This window comes from Phycicoccus sp. CSK15P-2 (assembly GCF_016888005.1).
In the GTDB taxonomy this organism is placed as follows: Bacteria; Actinomycetota; Actinomycetes; order Actinomycetales; family Dermatophilaceae; genus Phycicoccus.
On sequence record NZ_JAFDVE010000004.1, the window covers coordinates 103,195 to 118,219 of the forward strand.

The 15,025-nt window shown below is 72.9% G+C and carries 12 protein-coding genes; 8 read left to right on the top strand and 4 right to left on the bottom strand.

From position 1 onward, the window contains the following. Window positions 1–45 precede the first annotated feature (45 nt). Complete coding sequence (locus JQN72_RS03375; RefSeq protein WP_204133752.1) at window positions 46–762, top strand: hypothetical protein; 717 nt, start codon at window positions 46–48, stop codon at window positions 760–762. A gap of 77 nt (window positions 763–839) precedes the next feature. Then, on the top strand, window positions 840–2,129 hold the full coding sequence (locus JQN72_RS03380; protein WP_204133753.1) for an MFS transporter: 1,290 nt from the start codon (window positions 840–842) through the stop codon (window positions 2,127–2,129). 22 nt (window positions 2,130–2,151) lie between these two features. On the opposite strand, the gene JQN72_RS03385 is transcribed toward JQN72_RS03380, so the two are convergent. Beyond that, window positions 2,152–3,276 carry an aldo/keto reductase gene (locus JQN72_RS03385; protein ID WP_255541702.1) on the bottom strand — a complete coding sequence of 375 codons (1,125 nt, stop codon included), beginning with the start codon at window positions 3,274–3,276 and terminating at the stop codon, window positions 2,152–2,154. Window positions 3,277–3,391: 115 nt separating this feature from the next. Here JQN72_RS03385 and JQN72_RS03390 point away from each other — a divergent pair, with 115 nt between their 5' ends. The 3 genes from JQN72_RS03390 to JQN72_RS03400 all read left to right on the top strand — a co-directional run bounded on the left by JQN72_RS03390 (window position 3,392) and on the right by JQN72_RS03400 (window position 8,492). Further along, window positions 3,392–4,351 carry an AraC family transcriptional regulator gene (locus tag JQN72_RS03390; protein ID WP_204133755.1) on the top strand — a complete coding sequence of 320 codons (960 nt, stop codon included), beginning with the start codon at window positions 3,392–3,394 and terminating at the stop codon, window positions 4,349–4,351. A gap of 126 nt (window positions 4,352–4,477) precedes the next feature. After that, window positions 4,478–8,302 (top strand): DNA helicase, encoded by a 3,825-nt coding sequence (locus JQN72_RS03395; RefSeq protein WP_307812393.1) that lies wholly within the window; start codon window positions 4,478–4,480, stop codon window positions 8,300–8,302. Then, window positions 8,295–8,492, top strand: a complete 198-nt coding sequence (locus tag JQN72_RS03400) for a hypothetical protein (protein WP_204133756.1) — start codon at window positions 8,295–8,297, stop codon at window positions 8,490–8,492. Before JQN72_RS03395 ends, JQN72_RS03400 begins: the two co-directional genes overlap by 8 nt. Window positions 8,493–8,565: 73 nt before the next feature. Here the strand turns inward: JQN72_RS03400 and mscL are convergent, their stop codons facing one another. From mscL to JQN72_RS03415, 3 genes are all read right to left on the bottom strand, one after another. Next, on the bottom strand, window positions 8,566–8,934 hold the full coding sequence (gene mscL / locus JQN72_RS03405) for a large conductance mechanosensitive channel protein MscL (RefSeq protein ID WP_204133757.1): 369 nt from the start codon (window positions 8,932–8,934) through the stop codon (window positions 8,566–8,568). 122 nt (window positions 8,935–9,056) lie between these two features. Then, window positions 9,057–9,755, bottom strand: coding sequence for an SAF domain-containing protein (locus JQN72_RS03410; RefSeq protein WP_204133758.1), 699 nt, complete (start codon window positions 9,753–9,755; stop codon window positions 9,057–9,059). Window positions 9,756–9,793: 38 nt separating this feature from the next. Further along, window positions 9,794–10,162: an FmdB family zinc ribbon protein gene (locus JQN72_RS03415; RefSeq protein ID WP_204133759.1), complete on the bottom strand. Its 369-nt coding sequence runs from the start codon at window positions 10,160–10,162 to the stop codon at window positions 9,794–9,796. 386 nt (window positions 10,163–10,548) lie between these two features. Between JQN72_RS03415 and JQN72_RS03420 the strand changes: the two genes are divergently transcribed. From JQN72_RS03420 to JQN72_RS03430, 3 genes are all read left to right on the top strand, one after another. Then, the gene (locus JQN72_RS03420) at window positions 10,549–11,970 is read left to right on the top strand and encodes a glycosyl hydrolase family 18 protein (RefSeq protein ID WP_307812394.1); all 1,422 of its coding nucleotides are present in this window, start codon (window positions 10,549–10,551) and stop codon (window positions 11,968–11,970) included. A 102-nt stretch (window positions 11,971–12,072) separates the two neighbouring features. Continuing rightward, window positions 12,073–13,704 carry a beta-1,3-glucanase family protein gene (locus JQN72_RS03425; RefSeq protein ID WP_204133760.1) on the top strand — a complete coding sequence of 544 codons (1,632 nt, stop codon included), beginning with the start codon at window positions 12,073–12,075 and terminating at the stop codon, window positions 13,702–13,704. 11 nt (window positions 13,705–13,715) lie between these two features. Next, window positions 13,716–15,025 (top strand): ricin-type beta-trefoil lectin domain protein (locus tag JQN72_RS03430; RefSeq protein WP_204133761.1); only part of this gene is annotated, 1,310 nt, incomplete at its 3' end.

A 15,025-nucleotide genomic window follows, 5' to 3' on the forward strand; every position in this document is an offset into this window, starting at 1 on the left:
GCCCGACCGCCGGGAAGCGCCCTGCCCGGCCGGTAGGTTGGCGGGATGCGCCTGCCCTCCGTACCCGGTCCACGCGACGTGGTCGACGCCGTGTCGCGCACCGGCGACGTCGTCGACTCCCTGCTCGACGCCGTTCCGCGCATGGTCGGGCTGCTCGGGGAGGCCGAACAGCTCGTCAAGGACGCCCGCTCCCTGGTGCGCCGCATCGAGCGCACCCGCGCCGAGGCCGACGCCGTCATCGAGCACACCGACGTCACGGTCGCGGCCGCCGAGGATCTGCTCCTGCGCGTCACGGCCACCGTCGAGGCCGCCGACGGCGTGCTCGCCCGGACCGCCGTGGCGGTCGACGCCGGCGACGCCGTGCTCGCCCGCACCGCCGCCACCGTCGGCGAGGCCGAGGTCGTGCTGCGCCGCACCGCCGCCACGGTCGACACGGCGGCCCCGGTGCTCACCCGGGTCAGCGAGCTCACCGACGGCCTCGCCCCGTCGCTCGCCGCGCTCCAGCCGACCATCGAGCGGCTCGCCGAGACCACCGAGCCGCACGAGGTCGACGCGCTCGTGTCCCTCGTCGACACCCTGCCGACCCTCGCCGAGCGCCTGCAGAACGACGTGCTGCCGGTGCTCACCACGCTCGACTCCGTCGCGCCCGACATCCACGACCTGCTCGACGTCAGCCGCGAGCTCAACCTCATGATCGCCAAGCTCCCCGGCATGGGCATCATCAAGCGACGCGTCGACGAGCAGCAGGCCGAGGAGGGCTGAGCGGCCCGGTCACGACCCCCGCTGCCACGGGTGGGACGCCGGCCCGGCCGGTCCGACGCCGTCGGCATACTGCTCACGTGACGACCGGACCCGCCCCGCACCCGGCGGCGGCCGAGCGCGAGCGCACCCAGGGGCGTGTCGTCGGGAGCCTCGTGGCCTCCCAGGTGCTCGGGGGAGTGGGCGTCGGCGCCGGGGCCACCGTCGGCGCGCTTCTCGCCGAGCAGGTCTCCGGGTCGGCCCGCTACGCCGGCCTCGGTGGGACGTTCCAGGTCCTCGGTGCGGCGCTCGTCGCGGTGCCGATGGCCCGGCTCATGGCGGCGCGCGGACGTCGCCCGGGGCTCGCCCTCGGCTACGGTCTCGCCGCCGTCGGGGCCGTCGGTCTCGTCACCGCCGGTGCCATCGGCAGCTTCACGCTCCTGCTCGTGTCGAGCGTGCTCTTCGGCGGCGCGGTCGCGTCCAACAGCCAGAGCCGGTTCGCGGCCGTCGACCTCGCCACCCCCGAGCGTCGTGGGCGCCAGCTGAGCCTCGTGGTGTGGGCCACGACCATCGGCAGCGTCCTCGGCCCGAACCTCGTCGGGCCCAGCGCGCCCGTCGCGCGGGCCCTCGGGCTCCCGGCGCTCGTCGGGCCGTTCCTGTTCTCGCTCGCCGGTCTCGTGCTGGCCGTCGGCGTCGTCCTCCTCACCCTCCGTCCGGACCCGCTCCTCGAGGCGCGGCGCCGCCGCCTCGACGACGGCGAGGAGGACGAGGCCACCCACGGCTCGGTGCTTCGTGGCCTGCGCGTCGTCGCGCAGCGCCCGGTGGCCCGGCTCGGCCTGCTCGCCCTCGCCCTCGGCCACGCCGTGATGGTGAGCGTCATGGTCATGACCCCGCTCCACATGGCGCACGGGCACGCCGAGCTGCGGGTCATCGGCTTCGTCATCAGCATCCACATCCTCGGGATGTTCGCGTTCGCCCCGCTCACCGGGATGGCCACGGACCGCTTCGGAGGTCGCGCGGTGAGCCTCACCGGCGCCGGCATCCTCGCGGCGGCGACCCTCCTCGCCGCCGCGTCGCCCACGGGCAGCTCGACGACACTGCTCGTCGGGCTGTTCCTTCTCGGCCTCGGCTGGTCGTGCACGCTCGTCGCCGGGTCGGCGCTGCTCACCTCGGCGGTGCCGGCGGCCGAGCGTCCGGGAGCGCAGGGCGCCGCCGACGTCCTCATGGGTCTCGCCGCCGGTGGTGGGGGTGCGGTCGCCGGTGTCGTCGTCGAGCGGGCCGGCTTCGCCGCCCTCTCGTACACCTCGCTGGCCTTCGCCGTCGCCATCGGCCTCGCCGCCCTCGTGACACGGGTCCCGGCGGAGGACCCGGCGACCGTCGGCCGACGGTGAGATCGGCCGCGCGTCGAGCCGGTCAGTACCGTTCTGCGCTGTGGGCGAGCATCGGGGCCACGGGGGTGGCGACGCCGTCCACGGTGGCTCCGCCGTTGCGCGCGACGGCGGCCAGACCGGCGTTGTTGGCGGCGGGGAAGTTGAGTGTCGGTGTCGACACCGCGTCGAGGCGCGCGACGAGCTCGTCGGGCAGCTCGACGTCGAGAGCATCGAGGTTGGTGGTGAGCTGGTCGAGGCTGCGTGCCCCGACGAGCGTGGAGCTGACGGCTCCGCGCCCCTGCACCCATGCCAGTGCCACGGCGGCAGGCGACACCCCGAGCTGTGCGGCGACGTCGTTGACGGCGTCGATGACCGGGTAGTGCTCGTCCCGCGGCCCGCCGAGGACCTTGCCACGCGCGGTGTCGACCCCCGAGACGTCGATCCCGCTGCCGTACTTGCCGGACAGGAACCCACTGCGTAGTGGGCCCCACGCCATGACGCCCATGCCCAGCGCCTCGGCCATCGGGACCAGCTCCCCCTCGGAGGTGCGTTCGAGCAGCGAGTACTCCACCTGCACGGCGACGATGGGCGCCCAGCCACGGAAGGCGCTGATGGTGGAGGCATGCGCGGTGGCCCAGGCGGGGACGTCGGAGTACCCGACGTAGCGGACCTTGCCGGCAGTCACGAGGTCGTCGAGGGCGCGCAGCGTCTCCTCGGCCGGTGTCGTGGGGTCGAAGTTGTGCAGCCAGTAGATGTCGAGGTAGTCGGTGCGCAGCCGACGCAGGGAGTCCTCGAGCTGGGAGATGACCGCCTTCCGGCTCGGCCCGCCGCCGTTGGGGTCCCCGAGGTGCAGGTTCCAGAAGAACTTGCTCCCCAGCACGAGCCGGTCACGCAGGCCCGGGCGGCCCGAGAGGTGGTCGCCGATGATCGCCTCGGAGTGGCCGTTCGTGTAGATGTTGGCGGTGTCGATCGAGTTGCCACCGCGGTCGAGGTAGGCCGCGAGGAGCTCGTGCGACTCCTCCGGGCCGGCACCCCAGCCGTGGTCGGGACCGAAGGTCATGGTTCCCAGCGTCAACGGGCTGACGCGCAGGCCGGAACGGCCCAGGGTGACGTAGGACGTGAGAGACAACGCGAGCTCCTCGCAGTTCGACGACGGGTGTCCGTCCATGGGACCGCGAGGGGTGACGACCGGTCGAGGGCCATCCGCTCATCGTGTTGCCCGATCCGCTCATCGCGTGACCTCGGCGACCAGGGTGCGCCCGGTCATGTGGTTCATTTGACCCGTGAGCGCAGTCGTGCGGGCATCGTCGGAGAGTCCCGGGCCGGCCGGCGCCACCCTGCGCGAGATCGGCGAGCGCATCGCCGCTCTGACGGCGGGGCATCGGCAGACCCGCTGGGTCGACGGGATGGGTGTGTTCTCCTCGTCGACACCCACGAGACCCTTGGGGACGATCAGCCATCCGGCGGTCTCGCTCGTCGCGCAGGGGGCCAAACGCTCGATCCTGGCGGACCGGACCTTCGAGTACCGCGCGGGGGACTACCTGGTGGTCGCGCTCGACCTGCCCCTGACCTCGCAGGTCGTCTCCGCGAGCCCCGAGGAACCGTTCCAGGCCTTCAGCATGCCGTTGGACGCCGCGGTGATCGCCCAGCTCCTCATCGAGACTCGGCACAGTCCGGTCCCCGACGGGATGCCTCTGGCGGTGAGCCCGGCCGCGCCGGAGGTGCTCGACCCCGTGCTCCGGCTGCTCCGGCTGCTCGACTCGCCGGCGGACCGCCACGTGCTCGAGGACTCCGTCCGGCGTGAGATCCACTGGCGGCTGCTCACCGGACCCCAAGGAGGACTGGTCCGCCAGATCGGCATGGCCGACGGGCGGATCGCGTTGGTCGCCCGGGCCATCGGCTGGATCAAGGCGCACTTCGACCTGCCGATGCGTGTCCAGGACCTCGCGGACGAGGTCCACGTCAGCGTCGCGACCTTGAACAGACATTTCAGGGCCGCGACCACCCTGAGCCCCCTGCAGTACCAGAAGCGGCTACGGCTGCAGCACGCCCGGGCCAGGCTGCTCTCGGGTGCGGGCAGCGCGGCGTCGGTGGCGCGTGAGGTCGGGTATGACAGCGCGTCACAGTTCAGCCGCGAGTACGGGCGTCTGTTCGGCGAGCCACCCGGGCGGGACGTGGACCGCCTGCGCTCCTCGCCGGTGTCCGTCGACGACGCGATGCCCGCTCCGCGACCCGCCCGGTGACCGGAGCACCGGGGGCGCCGCGCCGTGGATGTCGACCGTGTGGCGGACGGCCGGCCCGATCCTCGCCGCGGGCGACCCACCGCCGACCTCCCCGGCCGGAGGGCCTCCCGTTGTTAGCCTGCGACGGTGAGAGCGAGCGGGTCCGCGCGCGAGGCACCGCCGCGCGGCGGAGGCTCGCAGGGTGACGCGGTGCCCGAGGACCAGGGACGGGGAGGCCACCTGAGCATCGCTCCCGACCCCGCGGAGGTCCGTGCCGAGCGCGTCGCCGAGGCGAAGGCGCGGTGGACCGACCATCTCGTCGAGCTCGGCGGGCCCAACACGCTGCTCTGGTACCGCGACCTCCCCGCCGGCACCCTCGACCTCTCCTCGAGCCATCTCGGGACGCGCAACAGCCTGCTCGGCGGCGCCACCGTGCGGCTCACCGAGCTCGTCCGTGAGCCGGCCGCCCTCGACGACGCCCGACGCCGCGCCGACCGCGTGCACGCCGCCGCCACCGAGCTCGAGGCCGGCCACGGCATCCGCACCACCTTCCTCGGCATCGGCACGGCGTCCTGGACCGTCGTCCTGGCCAACGGCACCGTCGTCCCGCGCGAGCCCGCGGCACCGGTGCTCCTGCGGGCCTGCCGCCTGCGTCCGGCCGACGCCCGGCACCGGGACTGGGTCCTGGAGCCCGGCACCGACCTCGAGGTCAACCCGGCGCTCGTCCAGTACCTGACCACCGAGCACGGGATCGGCCTCGACACCGCGAGGCTCGAGGCGCTCGCGACGGCCACCGGCGGGGTCGACCCGTACCCGGTCTTCGCCGCACTCGCCCAGGCCTGCTCCGCCGTCCCCGACTTCGCCGTCACCCCGCGGGTCGTCCTCTCGACCTTCCCGTACTACAAGGCACCGCTCGTGGCCGACCTCGGCACCGCGACCGACCTCGCGGGAGACGACGTCGTCGCCGCCCTCGCCGGGTACGGCGACGCCCTGCCCGCGGTCACCGTCGGTCCGGACACCGCCGGCCTGACCGACGAGCCCGGCCGCGGATGCGTCCTCGAGGCCGACCCGGCCCAGCGGGACGCCGTCGAGGCGGTCCGCGCCGGGTCGCACCTGTCCCTCGTCACACCGCCCGGGACGGGCGCGACCCAGACCGTCGCGAACCTCGTCTCGGCGCTCGCCGCGGACGGCAAGCGGGTGCTGCTCGTGTCGCCGACCCGTGCCTCCCTCCGAGGGGTCACCGACCGGCTCGACGAGGTCGGGCTCGCCGACCTCGTCCTCGACCTCCCGGACGGCGGCCACGGGCGGAGCGCCGTCGTCGACGCGCTCCTGGGCTCCCTCGACCGCGTCCTGGCCGACCCGTCGGGCGGGCCTGACACCGGACGCGGCTCGTCCGGCCTCGGCCGTGACACGGCCGAGGCGGCCCGTGTGCTGGACACCCACGTCGCCGCCCTGCACGGCCGCCGGGACCCCTGGGACACGACGCTGTACGAGGTGCAGGAAGAGGTCTCGCGGCACGCCCGGCTCGACGTCCCACCCCGTTCGCGGGTCCGGGTGAGCGGCGCGGTCCTGGCCCGCCTCGACCGCGCCACGCTGGACGAGGCCGTCGAGGCTCTCACCTCCCTCGCCGAGCACTCGGCGTGGGACGGCGACGGTGTCGACGACCCCTGGTTCGCCGCGACACTGCGCACCACGGAGGAGGCGGAGGAGGCCGCCGCCCGGGTCGAGCGGCTGTCCCGTGGTGGGGTCGAGGACGCTCGTTCGACGTTCGCCGACGTCTTCCGCGGGATCCATCTCCCCGAGCACCCCACGGTGCTCGACTGGCACCGCGTGCTCTCCACCGTCGGGCAGGTCCGCGACACGCTCGAGACCTTCCGCCCCGAGATCTTCGACATCCCGCTCGGTGACCTCGTCGCCGCCACGGCGTCGGCGTCGGTCCGGCGCGAGCTCGGCAGTGACCTGGGCATGGCGGAACGGTGGCGCATCCGCCGCCAGGCGCGCTCCCTCCTACGTCCGGGCCGCCCACCCGCCGATCTCCACGCCGCGCTCGTCGAGGCCCAGGAGCAACGGCACGCCTGGCGCGAGCTGGCCGGCTCGGGGGGCCGACCGGAGATCCCCGTCGAGCTCGACCGCGCGCAGGCGGCGCACGACCAGCTCCTCGACGACCTCACCTGGCTCGACGCCCGCCTGCCGGTGGGCGAGGACGAGCGGCGGCTCGTCGACGTCGACCTGCGCACCGTCGGCCAGTGGGTCGACGAGCTCGCCGCGGCCCGGACACGTCTGACCGCCGCGCCCCGGGTGCGGGTGGCGCTCGACCGCGTCGAGCTGCTCGGGCTGGGGGAGCTCGTCGCCGACCTCCGGGCCCGGCGGGTACCGGCCGACCGCGTGGCCACCGAGCTCCGCTGGGTGTGGTGGTGCTCGGTCGCCGACGAGATCTCCTCGCACGACCCCCGGGTCCTCGAGCACGACGGCGCCGCGCTCACCGAGGCGGTCCTCGCCCTGCGCGAGGCCGACGACGAGGCACGGGCGTCGCGGGCGCCGGCGGTGCGTGCGGCGGTGGCCGCGAGGGTGCAGGACGTGCGGCGCACCGCTCCCGCCCAGGAGACCGAGCTGCGCGCCCAGGGCGGTCGGGCCACCCGTCCCGACCCGCTCCCCGACCTCCTGCGCCGGATGCCCGACCTCCTCACGGCACTGCGCCCCTGCTGGGCGATGAGCCCGTTGTCCGTGCCGTCCGTCGTTCCCCCGGGCGCCTGGTTCGACGTCGTCGTCCTGGAGGAGGCGTCGCTCATCGCGCCCGCCGAGGCGGTGGCGGCGCTCACCCGTGCCTCCCAGGTCGTCGTCGTCGGCGACCCGCTCCAGCTGCCCCCCGCGCCGTTCGTCGTGTCCGCCGGCGCGGATGCCCCGGAGGACTCCGGCGAGGGGTCGGTGCTGGACGCCCTGGGTGGTGCGCTCCCGGCCCGCCGGCTGACCTGGCACTACCGGGCGCTCGACGAACGGCTCGTCGCCTTCGCGGACGCCGAGCTCTACGACGGTGCCCTCGTCACCTTCCCCGGTACGGAGTCGGGGCCGGTCGTCCGGCACGTCGCGGTCGACGGTCACGGCGTCGTCGCGGAGGGCGAGGCGGCCGTGGAGTCGACCCCCGACGAGGTCGTGCGGGTCGTCGAGCTCGTCCTCGAGCACGCCCGCACCCGGGCCGACCGCTCCCTCGCCGTCGTGGCGCTCACCCCCACCCATCGCCGGCTCGTCCGGGACGCGTTGGGACGGGCCCTCGACGGACTCCCGGACGCCGACCTCGCGTTCTTCGACCCCGCTCGGGTCGGACGGTTCGCGCTGCGCGACGCCGACCAGGTCCAGGGCGAGGCCTGGGACGACGTCCTCATCACCGTGGGGTTCGGCAAGACCCCGCACGGCCGGGTGCTGCACCGCTTCGGGCCCATCGGGACCGAGTCCGGTCACCGCCGTCTCGCCGTCGCCCTGACCCGGGCCCGCCGCACCCTCACCGTCGTCTCGACCATCGGGGCCGACGACCTGGACCCGGACCGGCTCCGCACCCCGGGTGCCCGGATGCTCCGCGCCCTCCTCGCGCACGTCGAGGGTGTGGCGCGCGACGGCGGTCGGCCGGAGTCCCCTGCCGGGGAGGGCCGCTCGATCGTCCTCGGCGACCTCGCGCGAAGGCTGCGCGAGCAGGGCCTCGTCGTGCACGAGGACGTCGGGACCTCGGCGGTGCCCCTGGAGCTCGCGGTCGAGGACCCCGTCCGGACGGGTCGGCTACTGCTGGCGGTGGAGTCCGACGGGCCGTCCTATGCCGGTGGCGGCTCGGCCCGGGACCGTGAGCGGCTGCGTACCGAGCAGCTGCGACGCCGCGGCTGGCGGCACCTGCGGGTGTGGTCGACCGACGTGTTCCGCGACCCGGCGCGGGACGTCGCCCGGGTCCTCGAGGCGGTCGGGGTGCGCGAGGCCCCGGGTGACTGACGCCGCCGACGCCGCCGACGAGCCGCCGCGCAGGACACGTCGGCGGCCACGGAGGGCCGTGCGGCCCGCGACGAACCCCCGCACCGACGACAGCCCGGACCTCGCGGACCACCCGCGCGACGCCGACACCCCGGACGAGCCGCAGCACGACCGGTGGCTGCGCGAGCAGCGCCCGCCGCACTGGGAGTGAGCCGGAACGCGTCCGGGGTGGCGGCCGAGGTGGCTGTGGGCCCCGGACGCGCTGTCGGCGGTGGTGGAACCGGTCAGGCGCGACCGGCGCGGAGCTCGTCGCGGATCTCCTTGAGGAGCTCGGTGTTGGGGTCGATCGTCTCGGCCTCCGGCTCCTTCGGGAAGAGCCGCGCCTGCGCCGCGGCGTACGGCTTGACGATGAAGAAGTAGACGACGAACGCGAGGATGAGGAACGCGACGAGAGCGGTGATGAACGGGCCGACGCTCGTGAACCCGCCCGGCTGCCAGTCGTCGAAGTTCGGTGCGCCGCCGGCCTTGGCCAGCCCCTCGATGATCACCTCGGTGAACGCGGTCACCACGGTGGCGAACGCCGCGCCGATGATGAAGGCGACGGCGAGCTCGACGAGGTTGCCCCGCATGATGAAGTCCTTGAAGCCCTGCATGGGTCTGTCCTTCCGATGAGTGAGCCGATCGACCCCGAGAGTAGAGCCATCGCGCCGTGTCGTCGCGCGCAGCGACGGTCGGATCACGCTGCCGTGCACCCTTGGGCGGCCCGACACCGCGGTCATCCGCGCTCCGCGGTCTCCGCCCGCGGCTCGGACACCGCCGTGACCAGCAGGTTGACGAGAGGTGCACCGTCCAGCCCCCCGTGCTGGGCCAGGACCCCTTCGGCCGCATCCGGGGGCAGCGCGAGCAGCAGCCCGCGGGCGGCCGAGGACGCGGCGAGGTCGGTCACCCCGGTGTCCGCGACGGGGTCGACGGCGAGGACCCGGGCGTCCCGCGCGAGGGCCGGGCCGCCGGTGCCGGGGAACACGGTGACCCGGTGGCCGGGTGCGACGACGTCCGCCGACCCGGGGTCGGCGACGAGCACGTGCAGGGCGACGGCGCCCGGCTCGAGGCCGTCGGCGGGGCTGCGCGGCACGAGACGGGTGCTGGTCACGACCTCTCCCGGGGCCAGGCCGGACCCGACCCGGCGCCCCACGACCTCGGCCGTGTCGGTGGCGGCACCCGGTGGAGCCGCCGGCACGACGACCCGTGCGGTGCGCACGTCGCCCGGACCGAGGACCGCGCCGGCCGGGACGTGCACCGTGGCCTGGACGACCGCCACCGTCGGCGCGGGCGGCGGGCGCACCTCGCGGGTGAGGAGCAGGACGGCCGCGGCGACGCACGCCGCGGCCAGTGCGCGGCGCAGGACACTGCGCCGCCATCGGGCGCGTCGTCCCGGGCCGGCGACGGCCGCGACGGGGGCGGGGAGTGTGGGCACGTCCCGACGCTAGGCCGGGTAGGACTCCTACGAGCCGGTCAGCTCGAGGTTGTGGACGACGCGGAGCCAGCGGAGGAGCCTGTGGACGACGGGGCCGAGCCGGACCCGGCCGTGGAACCGGACGTCGAGCCGTTCGACCCCGAGCCGCTCGAGCCGGACGAGCCGGACGAGCCGCCGCTGCCGGACGACGAGCCGGAGCCGTCGGTCCCCGCGGACCCCGACGACGAGCCGTCGCGCGAGTCGGTGCGGTAGAAGCCGCCGCCCTTGAAGACGATCCCGACCGCGTTGAACAGCTTGCGCAGGCGACCCCCGCACTCGGGGCAGACGGTGAGCGAGTCGTCGCTGAAGGACTGGACGACCTCGAAGCGGTGGTCGCACTCGGTGCACGCGTAGGCGTACGTGGGCACGCTGGCCTCCTCGGGAGGGACATCGGGGCGCCGCCGGGCCCGAGGTGCTGCGGGATGCGGCGGCGCGATCGGCGTCCAGGATACGTGAGTCGCGTGGGGGTCACGGACGCCCCGAGGACGCCGCGACCGGGATGCGCAGTGCGGATCGGGCCGGTGGTGGTGCCTGCACGAGCGACTTCGGGGTGGTGTCAAGAGAATCTTAAAAAGTTCGCAAAAATCCTGGTCCGCTCCTTGTCACGGGCCGTCGATCAGCGGAAGACTACCAGCAGTTAGTAAAGAGTACTAACTAATTTGGCAGGGAAACAGCAGGGAAAGAGGTACCGATGAGGCCAGGCGTCCACCCCACCCCACCGCGACGGAGACGACCACTCGCTGTCGTCAGTGTCGTGCTCGCCGTCCTGGCCGGACTCGTCGTGCTGCCGATGGCCGTCGCACCCGCGAACGCCGCGGTCACCTGCCCGAGCACCACCTGGTCCAGCAGCGCGGTCTACGTCAAGGGCGACAAGGTGACGTACGACGGCCACGCCTACACCGCCAAGTGGTGGACCCAGAACGAGAACCCGGCGCAGCGCAGCGGCGAGTGGGACGTCTGGGTCGACGACGGTGCCTGCGGCAGTGGCCCGACTCCCACGCCCACCCCCACGCGGACGAGCACGCCCACGCCGTCCCCCACCCCCACCTCGACCACCCCGCCCCCGTCGGGCAGCCAGAAGGTCGTCGGCTACTTCGCCGAGTGGGGCATCTACGGTCGCAACTACCACGTGAAGAACATCGACACCTCGGGCTCGGCGGCGCGGATGACGCACATCGTCTACGCCTTCGGGAACGTGACCAACGGCAAGTGCGCCATCGGCGACTCGTACGCCGCCTACGACAAGGCGTACTCGGCGGCCGACAGCGTCGACGGCGTCGCCGACACCTGGGACACCGGTGCTCTGCGCGGCAACTTCAACCAGCTGAAGAAGCTCAAGAAGAAGCACCCGCACCTCAAGGTCGTCTGGTCCTTCGGCGGGTGGACGTGGTCGCGCGGGTTCGGCCAGGCGGCACAGAACCCCACCGCCTTCGCGAACAGCTGCTACGACCTCGTCCACGACGCCCGGTGGAACGGTGTCTTCGACGGCATCGACATCGACTGGGAGTACCCCAACGCCTGCGGCGACACCTGCGACAGCAGCGGCCCCAACGCCTACCCGAACCTCATGCGGGCACTCCGTCAGCGCTTCGGCAACGAGCTCGTGACGTCCGCCATCACGGCCGACGGCACCTCGGGCGGCAAGATCGACGCCGGCGGCTACGACCAGGCGGCGTCCTCGGTCGACTGGTACATGCTCATGACGTACGACTTCTTCGGCGCCTGGGACCGCACCGGCCCGACGGCTCCGCACTCCCCACTGACGTCCTTCCCGGGCCAGCCGAGGGCCGGCTTCGACGCGCAGACGGCCATCAGCAAGCTGAAGTCCAAGGGTGTGCCCGGGAGCAAGATGCTTCTCGGGGTGCCGTTCTACGGCCGCGGATGGTCCGGCGTCAGCCAGAGCACACCGGGCGGTTCGGCATCCGGCCCGGCGCCCGGGACGTACGAGCAGGGCATCGAGGACTACAAGGTCCTGCGGAGCTCCTGCCCGGCCACCGGCACCGTCGCAGGCACCGCGTACGCCAAGTGCGGGGACCAGTGGTGGGGCTACGACACGCCGGCGACCCTGAAGTCCAAGGCGGCCTGGGCGCGGTCCCAGGGCCTGGCCGGGACCTTCTTCTGGGAGCTCTCCGGTGACACCTCCGACGGTCAGCTCATCAAGGGCCTGACCAGCTGACGGCTACGGCCCGGGCGTCGTCTCTGTGGCGCCCGGGCCGTCGTCGTCCCTCGAACCCAGTTACCCATCACCCCGACGCTTTCGACGAAGGAGTCGACCTCTATGTCAGCAGTCCCCCGCCGCGTGAGCACCCTGCTCGCGGCGCTCACCTCACTCTTCCTGCTCCTCGGCCTCGCGGCCGCTCCCGCCGCGACGGCCGTCGGCCCGGACCGCCTCCCGATGACGATCAGCAACTCCACGGGCCGCGGCGGGTCGCTGCACCTGTACGTCATCGGCATCGACCTCGGTAGCGGCCGTCTCGGCTACGTGGACGCCGGCGGCGCCTTCCACGCCTGGCCGGCCGGCTCCAACCCGCCCTCGCCCGCGCCGGACGTCTCCATCGGCGGCGCCGGCAACGGCGGCTCCACGACGCTCCAGGTGCCCCGCAACTTCAGCGGGAGGGTCTACTTCTCGCTCGGGGAGAAGCTGAAGTTCTTCCTCACCCCCGACGGCCTGGTCCAGCCCGCGCCGTGGAACTCGAGCGACCCGAACCACGACATCCTCTTCGACTGGAGCGAGTTCACGTACAACGACTCCGGTCTGTGGCTGAACAGCAGCCAGGTCGACATGTTCGCGATGCCGCACGAGGTCTCCGTGACCGGGGCGAGTGGGCAGAAGAAGTCCACCGGGCTCATCGTCGACGACGGGCGCACCAAGGTCATCGACGGCATCAAGGCCCAGTCCGCGTGGGCCCGCACCGTGGTCACCCGCGGTGACGGCACGGTGCTCCGGGTGCTCTCCCCGGGCAAGGCCGTGGGCGCCGGGCTGCTGGACGCTCACTACCTCGACGCCTACATCAACCAGGCCTGGGGCGCGTACAGCAGCAAGACGCTCACCGTGCAGCCCTTCGGTGACCGCCCGGACGTCAAGTACTACGGCCGCACCTCCGGCTCGACGATGAACTTCACGAACGGGTCGGGCACGCAGGTCGCGTCCTTCAACAAGCCGAGCAACAGCAGCGTCTGGGGCTGTGACGGCGACCTCCCCTCGCCCAACGACCAGGTCGTCGGACCCATCTCGCGGACGCTCTGCGCCGCGCTGACCCGGGGCACCCTCGGCACCATCGACACCCAGCCGAGCACCGACGCCTCGCAGTTCTACAAGAACTCCGCGCCGAACCACTACGCTCGGCTGGTCCACGCGAACATGGCGGACGGCAAGGCCTACGCGTTCGCGTACGACGACGTGGGCAACTTCGAGTCGCTCGTGCACGACGGCGACCCGCGCTCTGCCGGCATCACCCTGAGCCCGTTCACCGGCCCCAGCGGCGGTGGCGGCGGTGGTGGCGGTAACCCGCCGCCTCCGTCCGGTGGTGGCGTGGCGGTTGTGAGCGACTGGAACGGGAAGTGCCTGGACGTGCCGAACCGTCAGTTCAACGACGGTCAGCGGGTGCAGATGTACACGTGCAACCAGACGGTCGCGCAGAAGTGGACCTTCGCGAACGGGCGGGTCGAGTCGAGCAACGGCAAGTGCCTGGACGTGGCCGGTGGTGCTACGGCCGACGGGACTCCGGTCCAGATCGCGAACTGCTCGTCGAACGCGGCGCAGAAGTGGGTGCTCTCGAGTGCGGGTGACCTGGTCAACCCGCAGGCGAACAAGTGCCTGGACATCAAGGACTGGGTCAACAACAACGGGGCCCAGCTGCAGATCTGGACCTGTGCCGGGTCCGCCAACCAGAAGTGGCACAAGGGATGAGGGGCGTACGGATGAGAACAGCACGGCTCTGGCGGGCGATGCCCCGCCTCCTCCTCATCGCGTCGGTCGCCGTCGCGGGTCACCTCGTCACTGCCGGGGATGTCGAGGCGGCTCCGACGCCCGACGGCTGGACCCAGGTCTGGGCCGAGGACTTCGACGGTGCCGCAGGCGCCCCGCCGGACGCGTCCCGGTGGATCGTCGACACCGGGACGAGCTACCCCGGCGGCCCGGCCAACTGGGGCACCGGTGAGAAGCAGGTCTACACCTCGAGCCCGTCCAACCTCGGGCTCGACGGCGGTGGCAACCTGAAGATCACCGCGCTGCGCGACAGCGGCGGCACCTGGACGAGCGCTCGGATCGAGTCCCGGCGCAGCAACCTCAAGCCTGCCGACGGTGGCGTGCTGCGCATCGAGGGGCGGATCCGGATGCCGAACGTCACCGGTGCCGCGGCCGCGGGCTACTGGCCGGCGTTCTGGACGCTGGGCTCGCCCTACCGCGGCAACTACCAGAACTGGCCGGGCATCGGCGAGTTCGACATCATGGAGAACGTCAACGGCATCAACACCGTCTGGGGCGTGCTGCACTGCGGCACGGCCCCGAACGGCCCGTGCAACGAGTTCGAGGGTCTCGGTGGCAGCCGCACCTGTCCCGGCGCTGCGTGCCAGGGCAACTTCCACACCTATGCGGTCGAGTGGGACCGCAGCACGAGCCCGAACGAGCTGCGCTGGTACGTCGACGGCCAGCAGTTCCATCGGGTCACCGCCGACCAGGTCGGCTCGTCCGCGTGGTCCCAGATGACCAGTCACGAGGGCTACTTCGTGCTGCTCAACCTCGCGATGGGCGGGTCCTTCCCCGACGCGGTCCAGGGGTCGGCCACGCCGACGTCCGCGACCCAGCCGGGGCACTACATGCTCGTCGACTACGTCGCGGCCTACACCCGTGGCGGTGGCGGTAACCCGCCGCCTCCGTCCGGTGGTGGCGTGGCGGTCGTGAGCGACTGGAACGGGAAGTGCCTGGACGTGCCGAACCGTCAGTTCAACGACGGTCAGCGGGTGCAGATGTACACGTGCAACCAGACGGTCGCGCAGAAGTGGACCTTCGCGAACGGGCGGGTCGAGTCGAGCAACGGCAAGTGCCTGGACGTGGCCGGTGGTGCTACGGCCGACGGGACTCCGGTCCAGATCGCGAACTGCTCGTCGAACGCGGCGCAGAAGTGGGTGCTCTCGAGTGCGGGTGACCTGGTCAACCCGCAGGCGAACAAGTGCCTGGACATCAAGGACTGGGTCAACAACAACGGGGCCCAGCTGCAGATCTGGACCTG

Coding starts and splice junctions, on each gene's coding strand:
- JQN72_RS03375 (WP_204133752.1), top strand. CDS start 46: ATGCGCCTGCCCTCCGTACCCGGTCCACGCGACGTGGTCGACGCCGTG.
- JQN72_RS03385 (WP_255541702.1), bottom strand. CDS start 3,276: ATGGACGGACACCCGTCGTCGAACTGCGAGGAGCTCGCGTTGTCTCTC.
- mscL (WP_204133757.1), bottom strand. CDS start 8,934: ATGCAGGGCTTCAAGGACTTCATCATGCGGGGCAACCTCGTCGAGCTC.
- JQN72_RS03425 (WP_204133760.1), top strand. CDS start 12,073: ATGTCAGCAGTCCCCCGCCGCGTGAGCACCCTGCTCGCGGCGCTCACC.